This window comes from Paenibacillus sp. FSL F4-0236 (genome assembly GCF_038000135.1).
Classification (GTDB): domain Bacteria; phylum Bacillota; class Bacilli; order Paenibacillales; family Paenibacillaceae; genus Paenibacillus_AQ.
The window spans coordinates 3,776,865-3,801,043 of sequence record NZ_JBBOBK010000001.1 but is presented as its reverse complement, the minus strand read 5'-3'; the positions used below and the strand labels follow the sequence as shown (position 1 = coordinate 3,801,043).

21 protein-coding genes are annotated in these 24,179 nt (G+C 46.2%); 20 read left to right on the top strand and 1 reads right to left on the bottom strand.

All coding sequences use genetic code 11. The annotated features are described in order from the left end of the window. Positions 1-155: 155 nt before the first annotated feature. Positions 156-1,355, top strand: a complete 1,200-nt coding sequence (locus NSQ29_RS17355; protein WP_042126167.1) for a saccharopine dehydrogenase family protein — start codon at positions 156-158, stop codon at positions 1,353-1,355. A gap of 9 nt (positions 1,356-1,364) precedes the next feature. Then, positions 1,365-2,501 carry a carboxynorspermidine decarboxylase gene (nspC, locus tag NSQ29_RS17350; protein ID WP_340968599.1) on the top strand — a complete coding sequence of 379 codons (1,137 nt, stop codon included), beginning with the start codon at positions 1,365-1,367 and terminating at the stop codon, positions 2,499-2,501. Positions 2,502-2,550: 49 nt separating this feature from the next. On the opposite strand, the gene NSQ29_RS17345 is transcribed toward nspC, so the two are convergent. Further along, positions 2,551-4,074, bottom strand: a complete 1,524-nt coding sequence (locus tag NSQ29_RS17345; protein ID WP_341125683.1) for a stalk domain-containing protein — start codon at positions 4,072-4,074, stop codon at positions 2,551-2,553. A gap of 296 nt (positions 4,075-4,370) precedes the next feature. Between NSQ29_RS17345 and NSQ29_RS17340 the strand changes: the two genes are divergently transcribed. The 18 genes from NSQ29_RS17340 (at position 4,371) to NSQ29_RS17255 (ending at position 24,174) form a co-directional block, all read left to right on the top strand. Beyond that, entirely contained in the window at positions 4,371-4,994 is a 624-nt protein-coding gene (locus NSQ29_RS17340; RefSeq protein WP_341125682.1) for a deoxynucleoside kinase, read from the top strand. Next, positions 4,991-5,644: a deoxynucleoside kinase gene (locus NSQ29_RS17335; RefSeq protein WP_341125681.1), complete on the top strand. Its 654-nt coding sequence runs from the start codon at positions 4,991-4,993 to the stop codon at positions 5,642-5,644. Before NSQ29_RS17340 ends, NSQ29_RS17335 begins: the two co-directional genes overlap by 4 nt. Positions 5,645-5,985: 341 nt before the next feature. Beyond that, positions 5,986-7,188 carry a collagen-like protein gene (locus tag NSQ29_RS17330; protein WP_341125680.1) on the top strand — a complete coding sequence of 401 codons (1,203 nt, stop codon included), beginning with the start codon at positions 5,986-5,988 and terminating at the stop codon, positions 7,186-7,188. Between the two features lie 158 nt (positions 7,189-7,346). After that, a complete protein-coding gene (locus NSQ29_RS17325; RefSeq protein WP_341125679.1) occupies positions 7,347-8,756 on the top strand; it encodes an extracellular solute-binding protein in 1,410 nt (469 codons plus the stop codon). A gap of 568 nt (positions 8,757-9,324) precedes the next feature. After that, positions 9,325-10,983, top strand: coding sequence for an extracellular solute-binding protein (locus NSQ29_RS17320; protein WP_042186709.1), 1,659 nt, complete (start codon positions 9,325-9,327; stop codon positions 10,981-10,983). 109 nt (positions 10,984-11,092) lie between these two features. Further along, positions 11,093-12,058 (top strand): ABC transporter permease, encoded by a 966-nt coding sequence (locus NSQ29_RS17315; RefSeq protein WP_341125678.1) that lies wholly within the window; start codon positions 11,093-11,095, stop codon positions 12,056-12,058. A 48-nt stretch (positions 12,059-12,106) separates the two neighbouring features. Further along, a complete protein-coding gene (locus NSQ29_RS17310; RefSeq protein ID WP_042126182.1) occupies positions 12,107-12,985 on the top strand; it encodes a carbohydrate ABC transporter permease in 879 nt (292 codons plus the stop codon). 64 nt (positions 12,986-13,049) lie between these two features. Next, positions 13,050-14,114, top strand: a complete 1,065-nt coding sequence (locus NSQ29_RS17305; RefSeq protein WP_341125677.1) for a zinc-dependent alcohol dehydrogenase — start codon at positions 13,050-13,052, stop codon at positions 14,112-14,114. Further along, on the top strand, positions 14,111-15,979 hold the full coding sequence (locus tag NSQ29_RS17300) for a WD40 repeat domain-containing protein (RefSeq protein ID WP_341125676.1): 1,869 nt from the start codon (positions 14,111-14,113) through the stop codon (positions 15,977-15,979). Before NSQ29_RS17305 ends, NSQ29_RS17300 begins: the two co-directional genes overlap by 4 nt. 31 nt (positions 15,980-16,010) lie before the next feature. Next, entirely contained in the window at positions 16,011-17,078 is a 1,068-nt protein-coding gene (locus NSQ29_RS17295) for a glycosyltransferase family 4 protein (RefSeq protein ID WP_341125675.1), read from the top strand. Between the two features lie 47 nt (positions 17,079-17,125). After that, positions 17,126-18,031, top strand: a complete 906-nt coding sequence (locus tag NSQ29_RS17290) for a Gfo/Idh/MocA family protein (protein WP_341125674.1) — start codon at positions 17,126-17,128, stop codon at positions 18,029-18,031. Between the two features lie 32 nt (positions 18,032-18,063). Next, positions 18,064-19,062: a Gfo/Idh/MocA family protein gene (locus tag NSQ29_RS17285; RefSeq protein ID WP_341125673.1), complete on the top strand. Its 999-nt coding sequence runs from the start codon at positions 18,064-18,066 to the stop codon at positions 19,060-19,062. Further along, positions 19,062-20,066: a Gfo/Idh/MocA family protein gene (locus NSQ29_RS17280; RefSeq protein WP_341125672.1), complete on the top strand. Its 1,005-nt coding sequence runs from the start codon at positions 19,062-19,064 to the stop codon at positions 20,064-20,066. The genes NSQ29_RS17285 and NSQ29_RS17280 overlap by 1 nt, the downstream gene beginning before the upstream one ends. Before the next feature lie 42 nt (positions 20,067-20,108). Then, positions 20,109-20,765, top strand: coding sequence for an RraA family protein (locus tag NSQ29_RS17275; RefSeq protein WP_052404229.1), 657 nt, complete (start codon positions 20,109-20,111; stop codon positions 20,763-20,765). A 24-nt stretch (positions 20,766-20,789) separates the two neighbouring features. Beyond that, on the top strand, positions 20,790-21,551 hold the full coding sequence (locus tag NSQ29_RS17270; RefSeq protein WP_341125671.1) for an SDR family NAD(P)-dependent oxidoreductase: 762 nt from the start codon (positions 20,790-20,792) through the stop codon (positions 21,549-21,551). Positions 21,552-21,572: 21 nt separating this feature from the next. Beyond that, positions 21,573-22,466 carry an SMP-30/gluconolactonase/LRE family protein gene (locus NSQ29_RS17265; protein ID WP_341125670.1) on the top strand — a complete coding sequence of 298 codons (894 nt, stop codon included), beginning with the start codon at positions 21,573-21,575 and terminating at the stop codon, positions 22,464-22,466. A 17-nt stretch (positions 22,467-22,483) separates the two neighbouring features. After that, a complete protein-coding gene (locus NSQ29_RS17260) occupies positions 22,484-23,254 on the top strand; it encodes an SDR family NAD(P)-dependent oxidoreductase (protein ID WP_341125669.1) in 771 nt (256 codons plus the stop codon). 20 nt (positions 23,255-23,274) lie between these two features. Next, positions 23,275-24,174 carry a fumarylacetoacetate hydrolase family protein gene (locus tag NSQ29_RS17255; RefSeq protein ID WP_341125668.1) on the top strand — a complete coding sequence of 300 codons (900 nt, stop codon included), beginning with the start codon at positions 23,275-23,277 and terminating at the stop codon, positions 24,172-24,174. The last annotated feature ends 5 nt before the right edge of the window (positions 24,175-24,179 follow it).

Below are 24,179 nucleotides of genomic sequence, written 5' to 3'. Positions count from 1 at the left end.
CGAGGAAATATGAGCATTTAAGAGTATTAACAAGAATCCTTGAAGATTTTACACAATAAACATCATTTTTTGTCGGTTTTTATTGATTTATTCAAAAATATTATGTATAATCAGCCTTGTTGATTTTGCAAATGGAATTTTAGGAGGTTTTTATTTTGGGAAAAGCGTTAATTATTGGCGCTGGCGGTGTTTCCAGTGTTGTTGTTCACAAATGCTGCCAGAACCCGGATGTATTTGAAGAGATCTGCATAGCTAGCAGAACTGTCGCGAAATGTGACGCTCTGAAAGATAAATTAGCCGGAGGCCGCACGAAGATTTCTACTGCTCAGGTCGATGCAGATAATACGGACGAAGTCATTGAACTGATCAAGAGCTTTGAGCCGGATGTCGTTATTAATGTCGCTCTCCCATATCAGGACCTGACAATCATGGATGCGTGCCTGGCAACAGGAGTGCACTATGTGGATACTGCCAATTATGAACCACAAGATACAGCGAAATTTGAATACTCTTGGCAGTGGGCTTACAAAGAAAGATTCGAAAAAGCAGGCCTTACCGCGTTGCTTGGTAGTGGATTTGATCCAGGTGTAACGGGCGTGTTCACAGCTTACGCTCAAAAGCACTATTTTGATGAGATTCATACCATTGATATTGTAGACGCCAATGCTGGTGATCACGGATATCCATTTGCAACAAACTTTAATCCTGAAATCAATATTCGTGAAATTACAGCCAATGGCCGCTATTTCGAGAATGGCGAGTGGATTGAGACTGCACCGCTTTCCGAGAAAAAAGTATACGATCTTCCGGAAATTGGACCAAAAGATATTTATCTTTTGTATCATGAAGAATTAGAGTCTTTGGCCGTTAACATCAAGGGTGTAAAGAAGATCCGTTTCTGGATGACCTTCTCGCAGAATTACCTGACTCACTTGAAAGTGCTTGAGAATGTGGGCATGACTTCTATCGAGCCTATCATGTATGAAGGAAAAGAGATCGTTCCTCTGCAATTCTTGAAGGCTATTTTACCGGATCCAGCTTCTTTGGGACCAAGAACAAAAGGCAAAACGAACATTGGATGTATCATCCAAGGAACTAAAGACGGAAAGCCAAAAACTTATTATGTATACAATGTTTGCGATCATGAAGAGTGCTATGCAGAGGTTGGCTCCCAAGCCATTTCCTACACTACAGGCGTTCCTGCAATGATCGGAGCGATGTTAATTATAAAAGGTATCTGGAAGAAGCCGGGCGTATTCAACGTTGAAGAGTTCGATCCAGATCCATTCATGGAAGCTTTAAATAAACATGGTCTGCCTTGGCAAGAAGATTTCTCGCCAACGCTGTTAGACTAAGGCGCGATAATGGATATAGATATCAGCGCGGTCCCGTCACCATGTTACCTTGTAGATGAAAGATTGCTTACACGTAATCTTGAGATTATGAATTCTGTACAGGAACGCACTGGAGCAAAGATTTTGCTCGCGCAAAAAGGCTTCTCCATGCATTCCTTGTATCCGTTAGTTGGGAAGTACTTGCATGGTGTAACCTCAAGCTCCTTGTTCGAAGCCAGACTTGGCTATGAAAAGATGGGCAAAGAGGTTCATGTGTACGCACCAGCTTATATAGATAGTGAGTTTGATGAGCTCCTTGGATACTCCGATCACATTGTGTTCAATTCTTTTGACCAGTGGAATCGATTCAAGGATCGCGTTAAGAATGCACCTAAGCACATCAGCTGCGGCATTCGAGTGAATCCGGAATATTCTGAGATTGAAGTTCCGCTGTATGATCCGTGCTACAATTATTCCAGAATGGGAGTAACTCTCCCTAACTTCAGACCGGAAGAGCTTGAGGGCATTGATGGACTACACTTCCATACCATGTGCGAACAGAATTCGGATACACTTGAGCGTACGCTCAAGGTAGTCGAAGAGAAGTTCGGACCTTATCTCAAAGGAATGAAATGGCTTAATTTCGGTGGCGGTCATCATATTACACGCCCTGATTATGATCTGGAGACCCTGGTCAAGTGTATTCTACACATGAAAGAGACTTACGGTGTGGAAATCTATCTGGAGCCGGGAGAGGCAGTAGCTCTCAATACCGGATATCTGGTAGCTACCGTTCTCGATGTGATGCATAATGGAATGGACATTGCGATTCTCGATACCTCAGCAGAGTGCCACATGCCGGACGTACTGGCTATGCCGTACCGTCCGAACATTATCGATGCTGGACAACCTGGGGAATATCCTTATACGTACAGATTAGGTGGAATGACTTGCCTAGCGGGAGACGTTATCGGAGATTATTCCTTCAAGGAGCCTTTGAAATACGGCGACAGACTCGTATTCCTTGATATGGCCCATTATTCCATGGTGAAGAATCATATGTTTAACGGTGTGAATCTGCCTTCTATTGTTAGTTACAATGAAGAAGAGGGAATCAAAGTAATCAAACAGTTCGCTTTCGAAGATTTCAGCGAACGTTTATCTTAAGATTAATAAAAAGGTGTCCCGTGATGGGACACCTTTTTTTGATTACTCCTTATTGCATCGTGATGGCGATGCGCTCCTCCTGTGGGAGCCACTCAACAATTGCTCCGAGCTGCTCACTTATAAAGCGAAGTGGCAGATACATCGAACCGTTTACGATGAAGGGTAGTGTAGGAAGATTCACGGATTTATTGTTCACCATTGTCGCTCCAGTTACACCGTTAATACTGATGGCGAGAGCCGGTTTATCTGTAGTGGTTCGTGTGATCATAATTTGTTTATCTATTGTTTTCGCAGCTGTAATGTTCTCTTTATAGGTAATTGTGGCTCCTAATTTTTCGAACAGCGATCGAAGCGGGACGAAATTTTGTCCGTTTCGAGTAATAACTCCATTTGAGAGTGGGATAGATTCTCCGTTTAAGGAGATCGAAATAGGCTTTTGCACTGGAACGGGCCCGGCATGGCTGAATTCATAGTCGCCATAGCCCAGCTGTGCGTCCTTATTGACGCCCCAGCCCCAGAGTGAGCCGTCTTTCTTTTGCATGATGATATGTCGTCCACCTTTCTTTAGGCTACTTACTTCTTTTTCGAGAAGTGTGAATTTTGAATCTGCGGGCATCATTTCGTTTTCAATAGAAGTTTGATAGACGTTTCCTTCCCCGGTTAACGCAACAATAGAGCGCTCTACGATGTAAGCATCAACTACATTCTTGATCCCTTTTAGAAGAATCGGTGGTTGTTCATGATAGGTTGTTCCGTCTGAGGAACCTGTAATGGTAGCGCCCCAGAACCATAATTGAGAGGACCCATCAATGGCTAATAGGCTGTTCTGATTTCCTTTTAAACTTTTAATATTACTGATTCCCTTGAGAGGAGTCGCAGATAGATCTATTGGAGCTCCCTGGTTCTTGTAATAATCTTGGACTGGCCAACTCCATATGGAGCCGTCCTTCTTAAGTGCAAGATTGTTTTTGATTTGAATAATATCCGTTAAATTCTGGATAGTTTCGAAGCTTTCGAAGTCATCGCGTGTAGTAGAAACAGTTCCATCTTTCTTTAAGAACACGTAACGTGTCCAGCTCTTATGAAGATCAGACTCATAGTAACCGCCCACAGCAGCCACGTTATCGACGCCGGAAACCGGTGTGAACGCGGAGGTAGTAAGTCCATCGGATGAAAGGGGGGCGCTTAGAATCGTCCCGTCTCCTTTAAGGGCTATCGTTCTATTTCCCGTCATGAACATATCGACCAGATTTTCTAGCTCTTGAACGGGGGTCACTTTAACAGCTTCAGAGTATGCCGATGTTCTCCATTGCCAGACCGAAAGGTCTTTCTTCATTACATATTGGGAACCAAAGTATGCTTGTACCTCATTCAGGTCATGGATTTGCGTAGGGACGGAGCGATTACCTCCCCATACCCAGAAGGAACCATCTGTTTTGGTCAGATAATCCGCGCCATACGAAGTGAGGTTGGATGTCGTGGTTGTGTTTTCTGCAGCTGCAGCTGCGCTTACGTTACAGGCGAGGCTTAATACTAGAAGAGCACTAACCATGCTGATCCATTTTTTTTTCATAGGAATACCTCTCTTTTTCTTATTAGATAAATTTGATATGTTCACGATATAATCCATTATCTTACATTTAGACGCTAGAACTACTGGAAAAGTTTCTTCATATTTACCCGCTCACAAGAAAGGTCTCATGTGATACAATAATTTAGTCTGTTTTAAATAAAGAAAGTATAAGTTTCACACTATACTTTATCCTTATATTTCTCGCATACACACTTACCGTCCTTATAAAGACGCCGAAGGCGTTTATGCTTGATTAGCTATTGAAAGGTTCGTATCTGAGGAGGAAGTCAGCGTCAATGAGACATGCACCGTTTATTGCAGTGGAAGGCCCAATCGGGGCTGGAAAAACAACATTAGCGTCTATGCTAGCAGAGGAGTTAAATTTACCGATCATTAAAGAGATTGTCGATGAGAATCCGTTTCTAGCTAAATTTTATGAGAACATGGACGATTGGAGCTTTCAACTGGAGATGTTTTTTCTCTGTAATCGGTATAAACAGCTTGAAGATACCGTAACACAATACATAGATAAAGGGATCCCGGTCATTTCGGATTACCATATTTATAAGAACCTGATCTTTGGAGAACGAACGCTGAATGGAACGAAACGTGAAAAGTATCGTCAAATTTATCATGTGCTTACGGATGACTTGCCAAAGCCAAATATTATTCTCTATATTAAAGCCGATTTAGATACGTTATTAACCAGAATTGAAAAACGTGGACGGCCCTTTGAAGAGGGGATGGATACTGCGTATTTGGAGCAATTAATTAAAGATTATGATGACGCGATGGCCGCTCTTGCGATTCAGGAGCCTTCGACCGTTATTATTACCATTGATGGAAATGCAGTCGATTTCGTGGAGAATCCAGAACACTTCACTGAAATTGTCTCTTATATAAAGGAGCTAATGAAATGAATTCATATCATATCCCGGAAAATGCCATAATTACCGTGGCTGGAACTGTCGGGGTGGGGAAATCCACTTTAACAGGCGCCTTGGCCAAAAGACTTAATTTTCAAACCTCGCTAGAGCAGGTCGATCACAATCCTTATCTCGAAAAGTTCTATCATGATTTTGAGAGATGGAGCTTTCACTTGCAAATCTATTTTCTTGCTGAACGTTTCAAAGAGCAGAAGAAGATGTTCGAACTCGGCGGTGGTTTTGTTCAGGACCGTTCCATCTATGAAGATACCGGTATTTTTGCGAAAATGCATGCGGATCAAGGTACGATGTCCAAAACAGACTATGAAACCTACACCAGCTTGTATGAAGCTATGGTTATGACGCCGTACTTCCCGCACCCTGATGTGCTGATTTATATTGAAGGCAGCCTGCCTTCCATCCTGACCCGAATTAATGAACGTGGCCGCGAGATGGAAATTCAAACGGATGTTTCCTACTGGGAGCATATGCATGGCAGATATTCGAAATGGATCAATGAGTTTACAGCTTGCCCAGTGCTTCGTTTGAACATTGATGATTATGATGTAAATGATGAGACTTCGATGTCTGATATTCTTGTGAAGGTGGGCAATGCGATTCGTAAGCCTGCTGATCAAATATAATAATTAATAGTTAGAAGCCCCCAGGATTTGGGGGCTGTTTTTATGAAATCAGAAAGCGAATTAAGCGATATAAACTGAGTTTGAGGGATGATTTGTAAAAATAAAAAAAGACCCAAATCATAGATATGGGTCTAATAGGGAAGTGTCAGTTGTCCTAGTAATAAAATACGAAAAGCAATCCAAGTTGGTGTGGACATTGTAGTATGCTCAAGGGCGGCACCCTATAATTATAGCCCTTTTTTCTGGATATAGATTCCAGTCTAGCGAAAACTAGTTATTGGTCCATGACTAAAATTAATAAGATGCGTACACTGAACTATCTTTATAGGGAGGTGTACGTATTGAGTTGTCCAGACGATAAAAAATGTCATAAGAAAAAAATCGCCACTGTATATCCTTCGAAAAGAAAAAGAAAAGAACATCGTCGAAAAGTTATTAAGAAGATTGTACAAGTCACATGTCCTCCGCCTGAAGTGAACGTTACCACTCCAACAGTCGTTGGTGCTACAGGACCTCAAGGAGCACAAGGAATCCAAGGAGTACAAGGGGCCCAAGGAGTACCAGGACCCCAAGGAGCACGAGGAATTCAAGGAGCAGAAGGACCTCAAGGTCCCGCCGGTGGGCCCCCAGGACCCCAAGGACCGCAAGGTCAACCTGGGCCAGCGGGAGCAATGGGTCCACAGGGTGTAGCGGGACCCGTTGGTCCTCAGGGTGCGCAAGGAGTGCCGGGTACACAAGGAGTCGTAGGTCCTCAGGGATCGCAAGGTTTACCTGGTCCTGCAGGAGCAATAGGACCACAAGGTTTTGTAGGAGCAACCGGATCGACTGGAGCACCTGGGGTACCGGGGGCAGTGGGAGCAACCGGAGCGGCAGGAGCACCGGGAGCCGCGGGAGCAGCGGGAGCGACAGGGGCAACTGGAGCGGCAGGAGCGCCAGGGGTAGCGGGAGCAACCGGAGCAGCAGGAGCAACCGGAGCACCAGGAGCGCCAGGAGCAGCCGGAGCAACCGGAGCACCAGGAGCAGCCGGAGCAGCAGGAGCAACCGGGGCACCAGGAGCGGCCGGAGCAACCGGTGCGACAGGAGTCGCAGGAGCAACCGGAGCGACCGGAGCAGCAGGAGGAGTATTGGGTTTTGCTGATTTTTTTGCCCTGATGCCCCCTGATAATGCAGCAACTGTAGCACCGGGCACAGACGTGAGTTTTCCTCAAAATGGCCCTACCAGCGGGACGACGATTGCACGAACGGGCCCTAGTTCTTTTAATTTAGCGGCAATAGGGACTTATCAGGTGTTGTTTCAGGTTAGTGTAACCGAAGCAGGCCAACTCATCTTGACTCTTAATGGCGCAGATCTGGCCTATACGGTAGTTGGACGTGCGACAGGTACATCAGAAATCGTAGAAATGGCTATAGTGCAAACAACGGTCATTAACACCATACTGACAGTTCGGAATCCTGCTGGCAATTCCACCGCACTTACTATTACTCCTCTTGCTGGAGGAACAAGATCTGTTTCAGCTCATCTCGTTATTACACAATTAGCATAGCGAAATCTCCTACGTATAGATAATTTGGAAGTTTGCCACCTCTAATCAGGTGGCTTTTCTTATGGCATTTGCTGGAATTTCCATTTGACTTCAATTCAGAGTTGACGCAAAATAAGAGGGAGATGATGTAAATTTGAATTTTTCGGGGAGAATTGTACATGAATAATAAATCAGGTCGTCATTCCTTCCGAGAGCGACTGGATCATATGGTGGGTAAGATTCGAACGGATATCCTAAGTGGAGTGCTACAGCCAGGTGCTTATCTGCCAGCAGAGAGTATGCTAGCCAAGCAATTTGAGTTAAGCAATAAATCGGTCAGAAGAGGGCTGGATGTGTTAGTCCAAGAAGGCCTTATCGTCAAAATCGACCGTGTCGGAAGCAAGGTTATGGAGTCTGTGCAGGAGAGAATTCGTATTCATTTTGGCTGCAGTGCCTCGCTGTCCAAGGACTTTCTGCTGGATGATCTAATTGGTGAATTTCATCGACTGCATCCCGGTATTCATATTCTTCCGCTGGCGCTAAATGATTTTGACCATGTGAATTCTGCCGTAGAGATGATCAATAATGGGATGCTTGATGCCGTATCGCTGAATAGCACGCAATTTCAGGAAATGGCTGAAAATGGCTCGGCTGAGCTGCTGGAATCGCTTGATCCTGATCCTGAATTATATCCAATCGCGACAGAAGCTTTCTATCATGAAGAACAGTTGTGTGCTTATCCGATTTCCTTCTCCCCCGTGGTGCTGTGCTACAACAAGGCGCATTTTCGGGAAGCAGATCTTCCTGAGCCGGATAGCTATTGGACCTGGGATGACTTGATTGAGGCGGCTCGTCAGTTGGCAGAGAAACGTGGACGCCATGCTATTTATTTTGTGCCTGCTTCCGAGAACCGTTATTCTGTATTCCTGCTGCAGAGCGGGATTCAAACCGTGGTAGACGGGACCGAACACCGTACACTTAGTCCGGAGACGGCAAATAGTCTCAGTGTGTATAGCCGTCTCGTGAACAACCATCAGATTTTCCCTAAATATCTTGCTGGCAATCATGAGGATGAGACGATTTCTTTGTTTGTCCAAGAACAAGTTTCTATGATTCTGACGACCTTTTTTAATTTAAATGAATTCAAGGCCTTAACGCTGGACTATGATCTTGCTCCGTTACCTAGGCTGAAAACAAAAGATCCGCAGAAGACATTACTGGTCACGATCGGAGCGGCTGTGGTCGGGAATTCACGACAAAAGGAAGCGGCTCGTCAATTCGTTAACTTCCTTGCTTCCGTAGAAGCGCAGAAAATTATTCGGGAACGCACAGTAAGTATTCCAGCTCGAAAGCGGATCGCTGAGATGAGTACGGCGGATCATTTGAATCGTCCTTCGAGATATCTGATGTACAGAGAGCTATTTCCAACCTTCTCCTACCTTAAAGATTTAGGACTTCCTATAGCCGTTCTAAAAAGCTTTCGTAAATTGTTGAACGCTTATTGGTCAAAGATGATTGATGAGGAAACGCTTCATGAGGAATTGAGTCTCTTAATCTCGGAACAGGATGCTGCCGATCAGAAGGTTTAAAAGGTGTTTTTCTGCGAAGGCTGTTCTCTTTAGAATATCAGTAAAGCGTGATAATGGTGCTGGTGGGCCATTATTACGCATTTTTTTAAATAAAAGCAAGCAGAAGTTGTATATTGTGCCTAATCTGTATGAGATCAGAGATGGTTTATTTAAAGCAGTTAAACACGAGTGGTTTTGTAAGCGTTTTCTATTAAATTTGAGGGATTTCAACATTTTGCGACAGGTACATGTTATATAAGATTACACTTATTAGAGATATTTCTTATTATTATATTGACATCATGTAGGCTGGAAAATATAATAAAATACATCAGATGTATATCAGATTAGCGAAATATGAGATCTGTTACTCTGAAATATAAATCAAAAAGAAGTCAGAACAGATGTTTTCGTCTAATTAAAGTAGAAAAAAAGCAGTTGAAAGGAGGATATCCCCTATAAAAGGTAATTTTCAGAGAGATGACTCATTTAAAAATTTATTAATGTATCTTTGATTCCTTCTGATTGATGTTAGTGAATATATCATAATGATTATCTTATTTTTTAGTTATTAATAGGGGGTTGAATTATGAATGTTGCTAAAAGGAAATTAGTTCTGCTGCTGCCTGTCCTGTTGTCATTAGTTACACTCGTATCTGCTTGCGGCGGTTCGAATACTAAGACGGGCAATACCGCAGATCCTACTGCGGAAGTTCAGAAGGCTACGCAAGCTCCCGCTAAGGAAGGTAAAACAGTAGGTGGTCTGCAGCTCCCGATTGTTTCAGATAAGCTTGAACTGTCACTTTGGTCACCCAGCGGCGGCAATTTCAGAGGAACTAATTTTAATGAGAAATTATCCTTTCAGCAAATGGAAGAGAACACTAACATTCATATTGACTTTCAGCATAGTACGGAAGCCAGTGCGGAAGCCTTTAGCCTATTGATGTCATCTGGTAAGCTGCCGGACATTATCTACAATGATCTATGGGGCACGGATTCCGGAAAATATGGTACACAAGGCGCGCTGCTTCCTCTGGAAGATTTAATTGAGAAAAACGCGCCAAACTTCAAGAAAATCCTCGACGACAACCCGGATATCCGGGGACAAATTACTTCGCCTGAAGGCCACATTTTTTACCTGCCTAATCTCGTTCTTGATTCACAGGATCTCACTCAAATGTTCCCGCAAGTACGGAAAGACTGGATCGATAAGCTGGGTCTGTCTATGCCGGAAACTACCGAAGATTGGTATAACATGCTCAAGGCTTTTAGGGAGCAGGATGCCAACGGAAACGGCAAGAAGGATGAAATTCCACTAGTCACAGTCAACTTGGAAAATATCATGATGTTATTCGCGCCTGCCTTTGGCGTCGATTACGGATTCTTCGTGGATAATGGCCAAGTAAAATATGGCCCGAATGATCCTAAATTCAAGGATGTCGTAACCTATCTGCACCGTCTTTACGATGAACAATTGCTTGACCCGAACTATCTGGTAGATACCACATTCCAGACGCTGACTGAGAAGGTGACTACCGATGTGGCAGGGGCATGGTTTGGCTGGTCTGGCTCCTACATGGGGAACTTTACTACCCTAATGGAGGGCAAACATCCAACCTTCAAAATTGCACCAGCCATTCCACCTAAAGGACCGAACGGTGATCAACGTCATGTCTCCTTCCGTTGGCAGGCAGCAGCACACGGATTAGCGGTTTCCTCGCGGACGGAACATCCTGAGGAAGTGATGAAATGGCTGGATTACCAATACTCAGAAGAAGGCATTCTGCTGAACAACTTTGGGGTTGAAGGCAAGTCATATGATCTGGTAAACGGAGAACCGATTTATAAGAAAGAAGTAACTCATCCGACCAATGGCCTCACGAATACGCAAGAGCTGCTGAACCATACGATCGGGGGCGGAAGCTGGGCTACGGTAGCGGATACCAGATATGCTGAACAAATCCGAGAAGCTAACGGGCAAACGGAGAATCCGCTCGAGTTATATAGTGACTATATCGATTTTGATAGCAAGTTGCCTCCAGTCCAATTCACAACAGAGGAAAACGATGTAGTTGTTCCTTTGATGGCCGATATTCAGACCTATGTAGCCGAAACAATCAATGCCATGATCATGGGGCGCCAAAAGATTGAGGACTATGACAAAGTAATGAAGCAACTTGAGAAGATGGGAATTAACGATGTGTTAAAAGAGTATCAGGTTGCATACGAGCGATTTAAAGGGAAATGATTCAACTTGTGAGGAGGTTGTCGTGGGCCGAGCGGTTCAGAGAGTGCTTTGTGACCGCTCGCCACATGACAGCTATGACTAACGCCAGTGTCCGGGAGAGGAGAACTATATGGCTGTACCTGTAAAAGTCGCTAAAGTTGATAGCAGGAAGCTTCCGGTCAAGAGGAGTCCGATTCCCTGGAAGCGGATAGCCTCCAATCGCTATCTTTATCTCATGCTCCTTCCTACGGTTTTGTATTTTCTGATTTTTGAATACAAGCCCATGTATGGAGCGATCATTGCCTTTAAGAATTTCAACCCCTACTTGGGGATCACGGATAGTCCTTGGGTGGGCTTCAAGAATTTCGAAAAGTTTTTCGAAAGCTATTATTTTCTCAGACTGCTTAAAAATACCTTCTTAATGAGTTTCTACTCACTCATCTTCATTTTTCCTGCTTCACTTGCTTTTGCACTGCTGCTCAATGAGCTGCGGCTCAAAAAGCTGAAGTCCTTTCTGCAGACCGTGTCTTATTTGCCGCATTTTATTTCGCTGATCGTTATCTGCGGGATGATTATTGATTTCACCAAGCCCGGAGGCATTATTAACAGCCTGTTGCTTGGCATCGGCCTGATCTCGGAGCCTATTCAGTTCCTGATTCTGCCGGAATGGTTTCGAACGATCTATGTAGGTTCTGGCATGTGGCAGAGCCTGGGCTGGAACTCAATTATCTATTTAGCTGCTTTATCTGGCATCAATCCGAGCCTGTACGAGGCTTCAGTTGTAGATGGTGCAGGGCGATGGAAGCAGCTAACGAATATAACGCTGCCTGGGATTCTGCCTACGGTGTTAATCCTCTTGATTCTGAATGTGGGTACCCTGCTGAATGTGGGCTGGGACAAAATTATATTGCTTTACAATCCTGGAACGTACGTAACTGCGGATGTTATTTCAACATTTGTTTATAGACGAGGTGTGATGGAGGCAAATTACAGTTTTTCTGCCGCAGTAGGATTATTCAATTCCATAATTAACTTCACATTACTCGTTCTAGCCAACCGTATCAGCCGGAAAACAACTGAGAGCAGCCTATGGTGAGCATAAGCTTCCGATACGAGTTTTGTACGATTTTTAGGAGGGTAGACAATGGTTGTGAAACGGAGTATGGGTGAAATCATTTTCGACAGCTGCAATGTGCTGTTTCTAATCTTGTGTTCTTTCCTGTTCCTGTACCCGATGTGGTACGTGCTGGTCTCCTCATTCAGCGATGCTCATGCTATTGCTGCGGGGAAGGTAAGCTTCTTTCCGATCGGCTTTAATCTGGATGCTTACAAGCTGGTATTTGAGGATACGCGAGTATGGACGGCTTACGGAAATACTTTCTTTTATGTAATTGTCGGTACGTTAATTAATCTGGTACTAACTACACTTGGTGCTTATCCTCTGTCCAGAAAGAATCTGGAGGGGAGAAATGTCATTATGGCTTTCATAGTGTTCACGATGTTTTTCAGTGGTGGTCTAATTCCTGCGTATCTGAATGTCCGTGAGCTTGGCTTGTATGATACGCGGTGGGCGCTGCTGTTGCCTGGAGCGGTTAGTGCCTTCAATTTGATAGTGATGCGGACCTTTTTTCAGTCTATCCCTGATAGTTTGATAGAGTCTGCCAAGATAGACGGCGCCCACGATTTCAGAATTTTACTGCGGATCGTACTTCCGCTCTCCATGCCGGTTCTAGCGGTGATGACCCTCTTCTATGCGGTAGGCCACTGGAACAGTTGGTTCTCGGCCATGATTTATTTACAGGATCGGAATTTGTTCCCGCTTCAATTGATATTGAGGGAAATCCTGATTCAATCCTCTGCGCAAAATATGCTGGCCGGCGTTACCCAAGATGAGGTGTTTCGTATTAGTGAATCTATTAAATTCGCTACGATTATCATTGCTACCGTTCCCATTCTAATGATCTATCCATTTTTGCAGAAATATTTTGTAAAAGGCGTAATGATTGGTGCGTTGAAGGAGTAACAGCGATAGAGAAGATGCTGCATGTGACGGAATTGTTTCTGAAGCAGTCGGGAGGAGAAGACATATGAAGGCGGTAATATCTCAGGAAGGACAGATTCGCATGTCGGATGTTCTAACACCAGTCATTGAAGATGGATTTGTACTAGTCCAGACTGAATATTCGGCGATTAGCCCCGGAACGGAAATAATGATGAATGGCCTGCACCGTACGCAACAAATTGTACTTGGATACAGTGCAGCGGGTGTAATCCGAACACGTGGGAAAGGAATGGAACACTGGCCAGAGGGTCTTCGTGTAGCTTGTTACGGCGGACCTTATGCAAAGCATGCAGAATGGCTGCTAATGCCTCAGCATCTGATGGTACCCATTCCTGACCATGTTAGTTCGGAGGAAGCATCAACAGTAGGACTTGGAGCCATTGCAGTACATGCAGTAAGGCAGGTTGCAACGCAGTTTGGGGAGACACTTGTGCTGATCGGTGCCGGAATTCTTGGGCAGTTGATTGCTCAGATTGCTAAGGCGGCAGGATGCCGAGTGATCGTCTATGATTTGCTTACAGAGCGCTGTGAGATGGCTGAGCGCCTTGGAATTAGACATATTGCTACTAGCCCGGAGAAGGTTAAGGAACATCTTGCTAACCTGACGGAGGGCATGGGAGCAGATGCAGTCATTGTATGCGCCGGCGGTAAAACCGGAGACCTTATTGATCAAGCGCTAGAGTGGGTACGGGATCGCGGCAAGGTACTGTTGGTTGGAGATGTTAAGCCTGATTTCTCTCGTGATCTGATGTTCGGTAAGGAAGCCCAAGTGCTGATTTCTAGAGCCGGAGGTCCCGGACGATATGATCCTATCTATGAGCGGAAGGGGATCGACTATCCTTACGGCTACGTGCGATGGACGGAAGGTCGTAATATGGCTGAATATATTCGGTTAATCTCTGAAGGGGACATTCAGGTGAAGCCGTTGATTAGCGCGATATTCCCGGTCGAACGCTGTGAAGAAGCCTTTCGGCGTTATGCAGAGGACCCCGTGGATCTGTTGGGAGCGGTCTTAGCTTATCCTGCAGCAGTCTCTGGATGTGAAACGAAGGTGAAGGAACAGCTGACGAAAGAAGGCGGGAGCAGATGAAGGCGCTGCGGATCGGTGAACCACTGAACGGTCTGGCGGTTTGGGCCTCAGCTTATGGAACATGGCAAGGGGCAGACCGGATCTACGCTGTTTCTTCCGGAAGTCCTTGTATCTTATTTGTTCTAGACCCGAGCGGTGAACAAGCAGTGGAACGTTATGCGCTGGAAGGCTCGGATCATTGCTGGGGTGTAGTCTTAACAACCAGCGGAGTGTATATCGGGGGAAGTGGCATTTTGTACAGGTACACTCATGAGAATGGTGTGGAGAACCTGGGTGAGATGATTCCCGGTGAATTCTATACGTGGCGGTTGGCAGCAGATACGCAAGGCAGGATCTATGGGGGATGTTATCCTGGGGGGAAAGTGTTCCAGTATGACCCAGTGACAGGAGTGTTTAGGGATTACGGTGCTATGGTAGCTGGAGAACAGTATGCGCGTTCTATGGAAGCGTGGAACGGTAAGCTCTATGTGGGAGTTGGTACACAAACCCCGCATATTGTTGTACTAGATACGGAGACGGGAGAACGCTCGGAAATCAGGCTACCAGATGAATGTAAAGGCGAGCAACTGGTTTATGACTTGAACATCGTTCAGGGCAAGCTTTTTGCTCGAATCACACCTTCTGCACGGTTGTATATTTATGATCTGGAACTGCAGGAATGGGGCGACACTTTGGATTATGTGAGTGGCCTTAGTGTTTCGCCGCCGGATGAGCTGGGAAATGTGTACTTCATTAAAGATGACTATTTGCAGCGTTATGATATCCGAACTGGAAGTCTGTTCGTTACTTCGCTAGCAATGCCGGAGCCGGCAGGTGATTATGGCTGGCTGAATAACCATGCTCTAAATAGGAAAAAGCGCTGTTTAACCGGTGTATACAGGGACGGGAGTTGCTGGATTTACGATCCAACGACGGATCGACATATGGTGATGGACTTCGGTCTGCAAGGTCAATCGGTCCATTTGCAGTCCATGACCTACGGACCTGATGATACTCTCTACATCGGAGGGTATTTCGCAGGTGGGCTGGCCAGATTCGATAAGGTAACCAACGAGATCATTTCTTATCGTGGGATTGGTCAGACGGAAGGTATGATAGCTGGAAGTGGTTGTTTATATCTAGGCGTTTACCCGCGGGCGAATATTTTTAAGTATGATCCAGACGAAGACTGGAAGCCGGGAGAGAATCCAGAGCTGCTATTTTCCTTGCAGGAAGAGGAGCAGGACCGCCCTTTTGCTTGGGCTTGGACAGGAGAAGAGCTGGCAATTGGAACGGTTCCTTCTTATGGTCGACATGGAGGAGCATTGACGCTGTACAATCCTGCGAGTGGTGCGCGTGAGGTGTTTAGAAATCTTTTGTCGCAGCAGAGTGTTGTTTCCTTGGCGATTAGTGATCAGCTGTTGTTCGCTGGAGGGTCCGTTTGGGGTGGACTTGGAATTGCTCCTCAGCGTGCAGATGCGTCTCTAATGATTTGGGATATGCAGAAGCGCTGCAAAGTATGGGAAGGCGTACCTGTGCAAGGGGAAAGGGCTATTTCTGCTTTGGTTCTAGATGATGCAGGGTATCTTTGGGGTTTGACGGCAGGTAAGTTATTTCGGTTCGATCCACAGCTGAAGCAAACTATAAAGACTTACTCATTGTTCCCCATGGACTGGAATGTAGTGACTCATTTTTGGCGCAGTGGTAATGAACTGCTTTATAAGGAAGGCATGTTGTACGGCGTGTCGATGAATCGCTTGTTCAAGTTTAATATGCGGAATGAGGAGCTTGAGGTGTTGGATGACGATGCGCGGCTGCTGGCAATGGACCGTGAGGGTGATCTATTTTTTGCAAGAACTACAGCATTGTATCGGATGCACAAGTAAGGTCTGCACTATCCTTGGCGAAGGGTGAGGGATGATGAGAATCTTATATTTTTATAAATTCTGTATTCTAGGTGGGGTAACCACTCAACTTGCAAATAGACTTAAATTTTTGCGGCACCACTCGGAAGTGCATTTTGCTTTTTTGGAAGATTACGGCGGGGCAAGCGCTTTTGATGGATACGAGCATGTCCGAATTCTGGGGACGGTTGAAGAGATTAAGAGCTACATGGAAGTCTATGATTTCGATGTCATTATTACTATTGATACTTACGAGCTGTATGAAGCACTTGGGCCTGTACAAGAGGGAAAGGTTATTATTCATGAGGTACATACCACCTATTCCGAACCCTTACAGAAGTTGGCCGCAACGAAAGATAGTTTGCCTTTTCACTATGTGATCACTCCCTCCGCTTACATGAAGGATTATTTGGACGGTATCGGCATAGCGGGTGCATATCATATTAATAATTGCCTGGATACCGATTTGTTCCGATATGAAGCGGGTATTGAGCAGGAGCCTGCCACTATTTTGTGGGTGGGTAAACTGGATGATCACAAGAACTGGTCGTCCTATTTGAACATTGCTGGAAAGCTGAATGCCAAGATGCCAGAGCTGCAATTTATGCTTGTTGGGGGATATACTGCTCCCGACGAGATCAAGAAACAGCTGATGGTAAAGGTAGAACAGCAGGGGATTAAGCATTTCAAGTGGATTCCCAAAGTGGATTACGATGAGATGCATCGCTATTATTCATCGGTTGCGCAGAATGGTGGGTTATATATTAGTACCACGACCAATGAATCTTTTGGGATGACCGTACTGGAGGCGATGGCCTGCAGGTGTCCGGTAGTGGTTCCGCGTGTAGGGGCGTTGCCGGAATTATTGGATGGTCCGTTAAGTGTTTCCCTATACGAATCAGGCAATGAAGAGGAGTGTGTGGACAGATTGAGCGCACTGCTGGAGCAGAATAGTCTGAGGGAAGGTTTGAAGTCATTGGGAGAACAGAAAGCTAGAACTGCTTACAGCATCGAACAAGTGGGAAAAGAATACATGGAACTACTTGAGCGTTTCAGAGAAGAACGTTTAATTCTTAAATAAGTAGATCACTCCATGGGGCTGTCAACCGAATAAGAGGTGTTGTTGAAATGGAAGAGCTGCAGATCGGTATGGTAGGAATGGACACTTCGCATAGCAGGATTTTCGCGGCGCTGCTAAATGATGAATCTCATCCGCTTTATATTCCGGGTGGCAGGTTACACTGCGGTTATCCGGGGGGTTCTCTTGATTTCGAGCTAAGCTATTCACGTGTGAGACCGATTTGCAGTGAATTGCAGGAGCGCTATGGGGTTGAATTGCTCGATTCTATAGAAGAAGTTGCGGAGAGATCCCATGCGATTCTATTGACTTCTGTAGATGGGAGAGTGCACAAGGAACAATTTGCGGTGCTGGCTCCTTACGGAAAGCCGGTATTCATTGACAAGCCGTTAGCGGTTTCTTCTGAAGATGCGAAGGTGATTGTGGAATTGGCGGAGAGGTATGGAACGCCATTTTTCTCCAGCTCTATGCTACGTTTCGGTGGACCGCTGGTAGCCCTCTTAGAGGATGAAAGTGCAGGTGCTATTCTAGGTGCGGATTGCACTGGACCACTCGATCTACAGCCGAAACAACCGGGGTTATTCTGGTATGGCATACACGCTGCTGAGATGTTATATGCCGCCCTTGGAGAAGGTTGCCATTGCGTACGTGCTGTCAGTAACGATACGCAAGAATGGGTAGTCGGCCAGTGGAAGGACGGGCGAATCGGGACGATCCGCGGAAACCGTACAGGCGGCTCTGATTTCTATATCGTATTGCACCGTGAACGGGGGAGTAACGGAATTAACGCGCTCGGAGCAAATTACAACACAGGACATCAGCAATTACTGAAGAAATTTATAGCTATGGCGCGAGGGGACTGTCCACCAGTACGATCTTCCCTAACACTAGAGTTGATTCGCTTCATCGAAGCGGCCAACGAAAGCCGGGTAAGCGGTGCTGATGTTCGTCTGTAAAGGAAAGCACAATCTGAAAGGAGTGTAGTGTATTGATTAGGACAGCAGTGATTGGATGCGGTGGCATGGGGACTGTTCATGCGGATCGCTACAAGTCCATGCCCGAAGCTGAGCTTGTCGCCGTATGTGACATCGTTGAAAAAGCCGCTGAGGTGCTAGGAACTTTAGTGGGCGTTAGCTATTTTACATCTGTACAAGAAATGCTCGAGCAGGTAAAGCCAGAGGTGGTCAGTATTGCTGTGCCGACTTATTTGCATGTAGAACTGATACGGATTGCGGCTGACCATGGTGCACATGTGATCTGTGAGAAGCCGCTCGCACTCACTTCGCAAGAAGCAGAAGAAGCAATTAGTTACTGTAACGAGCGCGGTGTACGTTTGTTTGTGGGCCATGTCGTTCGTTTCTTTCCTTCTTATAGACAGCTTGCGGAGGGAATAATGCAGCTTGGCAGTGTTCAAGGCGGAATATACCATGCTAAACGGGCGGGTTCACATCCCGGAAACGTGCAAGCGTGGTTTCGGGATCCATTTCTTAGCGGTGGCGTCATTATGGATTTAATGATTCACGACATTGACTACATTCGTGGGGCTTTTGGTGAAGCCCGTGAAGTATATGCGTTCCAGCACCAGTCGGAAGACATAAATTATGCTTCAGCCACTTTCCGGTTCAAGAATGGAACCATTGCACAACTTGAAGCATTTTGGGGGTATCCAGGGCCGTTCCATTCCTCTTTTGAATATGCGGATGCGGAAGGAATCATCTCAGGCGGGACCGGGGATGGCGAAAGTCTGCATATTCGCAAGTCGATAACGACGGGCTCTACATCGGGATTTGTGGAGACGCCTTCGAGTGTGTTGCTGAAGGATCCGTATTATTTGGAACTGGAGCATTTTCTAAGCTGTCTAACAAGTGGGGAAGAACCGATAGTCACTGCGCAGGATGCGCTGGAAGCTGTACGCTGGGCTGAAGCCGCTCAGCAATCGGCAATGACCCATCAACCGGTGAAGCTTGAAGTGAAGGGGGATATTTAATGAGCCGTTTGAATATTGGCATGATCAGTTTCGCGCATGCGCATGCTTTTGACTATTTGGCAAGTTTACTGCACATGTCTGAAGTGACGGTCAGTGGAATTGCTGATGAGGTGCCGGAGCGCACACAGGCGCTCGCAGAACGTCATTCGATTCCCTATTATGCTAACTACAAGGAACTTCTGGAAGATGCGAATATAGATGCCGTAATTATTTGCTCGGAAAATGTCTATCATGCTGAGCTAACCATCGCTTCAGCCCGAGCGGGCAAGCATGTACTGTGCGAGAAGCCGCTAGGTCTGTCAGTGGAAGAAATGGAACGCATGATTTCGGTCTGCTCTGAAGTGGGAGTACAGCTTATGACAGCCTTTCCTTGCCGCTTCCTCACTCCGGTTGTTCGGGCTAAGGAATCACTAGATCGCGGCGATATTGGTGAAATTATCGCTTTTAAAGGAACTAACAGAGGTTCTTTTCCGGGACCTAGATGGTTCTCTGATGAAGCCCTATCGGGAGGCGGTGCTGTTCTAGATCACACTGTGCATGTGATGGATCTGATGAACTGGTTCTCTGGTTCTTCTGTAGAACAGGTGTATGCCTATGCGGATACCTTATTTGATTCAGAGCGCAAGCGGATGATCGATGATGCTGGAATGGTGCATGTAACTTTTGAGAATGGTGTGTTCGGAGTGCTGGATCCTAGCTGGTCACGCAATCCCGGCTTCCCCACATGGGGGGATGTGACCCTAGAAATCATTGGAACTAAAGGTGTCATCTCCATAGATGCTTTTAACCAAAAAAACAATGTATACGGAAGAGCATCTGGCAAAGGGAACTGGTCCTTCTGGGGAGATGACATGAATGAACTGATGCTAAAGGCTTTTGTACAGGCGCTTCTAGAAGGGGTGGAGGTACCGATTTCGGGAATAGATGGGCTCCGATCCACAGAGGTTGCACTTACCGCTTATCAATCTGCTCATGCAGGCCAACCGGTGCGTTTAAAAAAATGAGGATGCTGTAAGCACAAAACTTTGAGGAGGATGGAACCGCCTATGAAGGATCAGGAATTGTTCGATAGCATGTGTGAAAAGCTCTACTCTGCGGTAATCTCTGACACGTTGGATCAATTGGGCTATCGTAATCAGGTGATGCGGGAAAATATCAACCCGATAGATCCTACCTGGATCGTTGCCGGAAGAGCAAAGACCATTCTGTCTGTGGATATTCATCATTTGCCGGAAGATCCGTACACGAAGGAGATTGAGGCGGTGGACAGCGTTAAGCCCGGTGAGATTGTCATCGGCTGTACGAATGAATCGCGGCAGAACGGACTGTGGGGAGAGCTATTGTCTACGGCTTCCAAAATGAGAGGTGGCCGCGGAGCCATTGTAGATGGACTAATCCGTGATACTGCTAAAATTCTGGAGCTTGGTTTTCCTGTCTTTGCTACCGGGACCAAACCTGTTGATTCTCAAGGGCGTGGAATTGTTATCGACTATGACATTCCGGTGCTATGCGGTGGCGTAATGGTCCATCCCGGAGATGTAATCTTTGGTGATCGTGATGGTATCGTTGTGATTCCGGGCGCCATCATCGATGAAGTGTTCCAATTAGCCATGGATAAGGTGACCCGCGAGAATCATACACGGGATGAACTGCTCGAAGGATATACCTTGCGGCAGGTCTACGATAAATACGGGGTGCTCTGAACAAGATTCGAGGGAGTGATATACATGAGGCTGGCTGGCAAAAGAGCGCTAATCACAGGTGCAGCAAGAGGAATTGGACTGGGAATCGCCCATCGATTTCTGGAAGAAGGCGCTCAGGTGGTGTTGCTGGACGGAAGTGAGGGTGAGCTTCTTATTGCACTTGAAACCTTGAAGGATTATGGTGAAAAAGCTGCAGTAGAGATATGTGATCTTCGCGATGTCTCACAGTTAGAACAATCTGTTGCCCGAGCCTTTGAAAGGTTCGGTGGGATAGATATTGTAGTGAACAATGCCGGAATCGCCTTTCGTGAACACTTTCTCGACATCTCGGTTGAGCATTGGAATGCAGTATTTGATATCAACGTAAGGGCGGTTTATTTAATAGGTCAGCTTGCAGCGAGACAAATGATTTCTCAGGGTGGCGGAGGCGCCATTATAAATATGAGTTCCAAAAATGGTCTATCAGCAAGCTCGGAGCTCGCGCATTACAATGCTTCTAAGGCTGCTGTTATACTGCTAACCGAATCGATGGCAGTGGAGCTGGCGGCTTATGGGATCCGGGTAAACGCAGTAGCACCGGGATTTGTGGATACACCCCTCGACCGCAAGCTGCGCGAAGCTTCGAAGCTCCCGGCTTATTCGGAGCATACACCGATGAAGCGGGCGGCAACGATAAGGGAAGCTGCCAATGTATTTCTTTTTCTGGCTTCTGATGAAGCCTCCTATGTAACGGGAGAAACCATTCGTGTGGATGGTGGACATTTGGCTAATGGTAGTGAGCTGTAAATAGAAGAAGGAGTGAACGTATTGGAAATTACAGAAATTCAGGCAGAATTGATGATTGATGCTCAGGCTGAGCTTGGTGAAGGGCCGCATTGGGATGCCGAATCCAAACAGTTGTATTGGGTCGATATAACGGGTAAGAAGCTTAGAATATACGACCCGATCACTGGTGGTGAAGTAGTTCGCTCTTTCGACCAAATGGTCAGTGCAGTTATTCCAACCACTGCGGGAGGACTTGCATTGGCCATGGAGGATGGGGTCTATCTCTCTCAAGCTGAGAATTCTCCTGTCTTATTGACTTCGATAGAAGCAGAGCTACCACTCAACCGATTAAATGATGCCAAATGCGATCGACAAGGCCGACTGTGGGTGGGAACGATAAGCTTGAACAATGATGCGCCGGATTCCGGAGGTTTCTACGTCGTGGAGCCTGATGGTTTCACACACCAATTGTTATCCGGCATCGGCTGCTCGAACGGAATGGCTTGGGACTATTCCCGGAGCAAGATGTATTACATTGATACGCCGACTAGGCAGGTGGATGTATTTGATTACGAGGAAAAGTCTGGAAGGATAAGTAACCGAAGAGTAGCGTTCCAAATTCCTACAACGACTGGCTATCCGGACGGAATGACAATAGATAGTGAAGGCATGCTTTGGGTCGCCCACTGGGGCGGCGGCTGTGTATCACGCTGGAACCCGGAGACGGGTGAACAGCTTGGACTCATTCGAGTTCCAGCACCACTGGTGACCTCGTGTACTTTTGGAGGCAGTGATCTAACGGAACTCTACATTACAACTGCAAGGATAGGGATGCACGAGAAAGAGTTACGTGATTATCCGTTTGCAGGCGGTTTGTTTATGGTTAAGCCCGGAGTGAGCGGCTTGCTGCCCGGAAACTTTCAGGCTAAGGAGTAAGATGAGGAGGCGAAGCGATGCGACTCAAAGATAAGATCATCATAATAACCGGAGCTGGCTCGGGAATTGGAAAAAGCACGGCTGCTTTATTCGCTTCAGAAGGAGCGACAGTAATCATTGCCGATGTCCAAGAGGATTCAGGAAAAGCCGCTGTCACTGAAATAGAGGCGACGGGTGGAAATGCGATGTTCATACCCTGTGATGTAACCGATGCTAGCAGTACTACCGTGATGGCTGATCAAGTCTTTAATACTTTTGGACGTATCGATGTGCTCTTTAATAATGCAGGAATCAGTGGCGTGGGTGCGGTACATGAGGTTTCCGAGGAAGTATGGAAGAGGGTCATGCGGGTTAATGTGACGGGTGTGTTCTTAACCTGCAAGGCTGTCCTCCCTTATATGATGAAGACCAAGAAGGGTTCTATCATTAATATGTCCTCTGGCATCGCCGAAATCGGAGTCGCAGAGCGAGCTTCCTACAGTGCTTCTAAGGGAGCTGTTCTATCTTTAACTAAAGCAATGCAGGTTGATTATGCACCTTACGGCATTCGTGTAAATGCGCTGCTACCAGGTACGATTATGACTCCGTTTGTAGAAGGTTATTTGAAGACTTCTCTGGATCCAGAGGCTTCGGTTGCGGCCATTAAGCGTAGACAGCTTAGCGGTGAGCTTGGCAAACCTGAGGATGTGGCACGAGCTGCACTATTTCTAGCTTCCGATGAGTCTGGGTTTGTAATGGGTTCGCCGCTATATGTGGATGGTGGCCTTGTCTTCGGAAAAAATGCATAAAGTGAAGGAGAGTGTTATAGATGAGGCTAGTTACCTTTTTGCAAAAAGAAGATGATCATATGGGCGTTCTAACCGACCGTGGTGTGGTGGATATTGAGGCGGCACAGACTGCATTATCCACTCGGACGGAGGTTCCAGTAACGGTTAAGCAATTGCTTGATGGTGGGGAGGATGCACTTAACCAACTGAGGATTTTTGTGAATGAGCTGCCTGAAGGAGAAGTGAATCCATCCTGGCTGAAGCAGGAAGATGAGTTAGCATTCGGTCCCTGTGTTAATGATCCTGGAAAAATCATCTGTATTGGCCTTAATTATCGCCGGCATGCGGAAGAGACTGGGATGTCCATTCCCGAATATCCCATCCTGTTCAATAAATTTAACAATACACTAACTGGACATGGCTCAGAAGTTCCGCTTCCGAGGAACAGCCAGAAGGTGGACTACGAGGCAGAGCTTGGCATCGTCATCGGACGAACCGCGAAATATGTGACGGAGGAAGATGCACTGGATTATGTCTTCGGGTATTGTACGGCTAATGATTTGTCGGCGCGAGATTTACAGATGCGGACGAGTCAATGGCTAGCGGGAAAGTCTTGCGATAAATTTTCACCCATTGGGCCTTACTTAGTCACTGCGGATGAAGTAGGCGATCCCAATCAGCTCGATATTCAGTGCACGGTGAATGGTGAACTGCGTCAGAACTCCAACACTTCGGACATGATTTTTAATTGCAAGCAGATTGTCAGCTATGTATCCCAGTGTATAACGCTTTCGCCGGGGGATATTATCCTGACTGGAACACCAGAAGGCGTAGTGATGGGTTACCCTCCAGAGGATCAGGTCTATTTGCAAGCTGGTGATGTGGTCACGGTGCAGATTGAGAAGCTTGGTGCCATTACAAATACGATGGTTAGCGAATAGGAGGG

Coding starts and splice junctions, on each gene's coding strand:
- NSQ29_RS17325 (WP_341125679.1), top strand. CDS start 7,347: ATGAATAATAAATCAGGTCGTCATTCCTTCCGAGAGCGACTGGATCAT.
- NSQ29_RS17310 (WP_042126182.1), top strand. CDS start 12,107: ATGGTTGTGAAACGGAGTATGGGTGAAATCATTTTCGACAGCTGCAAT.
- NSQ29_RS17300 (WP_341125676.1), top strand. CDS start 14,111: ATGAAGGCGCTGCGGATCGGTGAACCACTGAACGGTCTGGCGGTTTGG.
- NSQ29_RS17270 (WP_341125671.1), top strand. CDS start 20,790: ATGAGGCTGGCTGGCAAAAGAGCGCTAATCACAGGTGCAGCAAGAGGA.
- NSQ29_RS17290 (WP_341125674.1), top strand. CDS start 17,126: ATGGAAGAGCTGCAGATCGGTATGGTAGGAATGGACACTTCGCATAGC.
- NSQ29_RS17280 (WP_341125672.1), top strand. CDS start 19,062: ATGAGCCGTTTGAATATTGGCATGATCAGTTTCGCGCATGCGCATGCT.
- NSQ29_RS17260 (WP_341125669.1), top strand. CDS start 22,484: ATGCGACTCAAAGATAAGATCATCATAATAACCGGAGCTGGCTCGGGA.
- NSQ29_RS17275 (WP_052404229.1), top strand. CDS start 20,109: ATGAAGGATCAGGAATTGTTCGATAGCATGTGTGAAAAGCTCTACTCT.
- NSQ29_RS17295 (WP_341125675.1), top strand. CDS start 16,011: ATGATGAGAATCTTATATTTTTATAAATTCTGTATTCTAGGTGGGGTA.
- nspC (WP_340968599.1), top strand. CDS start 1,365: ATGGATATAGATATCAGCGCGGTCCCGTCACCATGTTACCTTGTAGAT.
- NSQ29_RS17255 (WP_341125668.1), top strand. CDS start 23,275: ATGAGGCTAGTTACCTTTTTGCAAAAAGAAGATGATCATATGGGCGTT.
- NSQ29_RS17340 (WP_341125682.1), top strand. CDS start 4,371: ATGAGACATGCACCGTTTATTGCAGTGGAAGGCCCAATCGGGGCTGGA.
- NSQ29_RS17305 (WP_341125677.1), top strand. CDS start 13,050: ATGAAGGCGGTAATATCTCAGGAAGGACAGATTCGCATGTCGGATGTT.
- NSQ29_RS17345 (WP_341125683.1), bottom strand. CDS start 4,074: ATGAAAAAAAAATGGATCAGCATGGTTAGTGCTCTTCTAGTATTAAGC.
- NSQ29_RS17320 (WP_042186709.1), top strand. CDS start 9,325: ATGAATGTTGCTAAAAGGAAATTAGTTCTGCTGCTGCCTGTCCTGTTG.
- NSQ29_RS17315 (WP_341125678.1), top strand. CDS start 11,093: ATGGCTGTACCTGTAAAAGTCGCTAAAGTTGATAGCAGGAAGCTTCCG.
- NSQ29_RS17335 (WP_341125681.1), top strand. CDS start 4,991: ATGAATTCATATCATATCCCGGAAAATGCCATAATTACCGTGGCTGGA.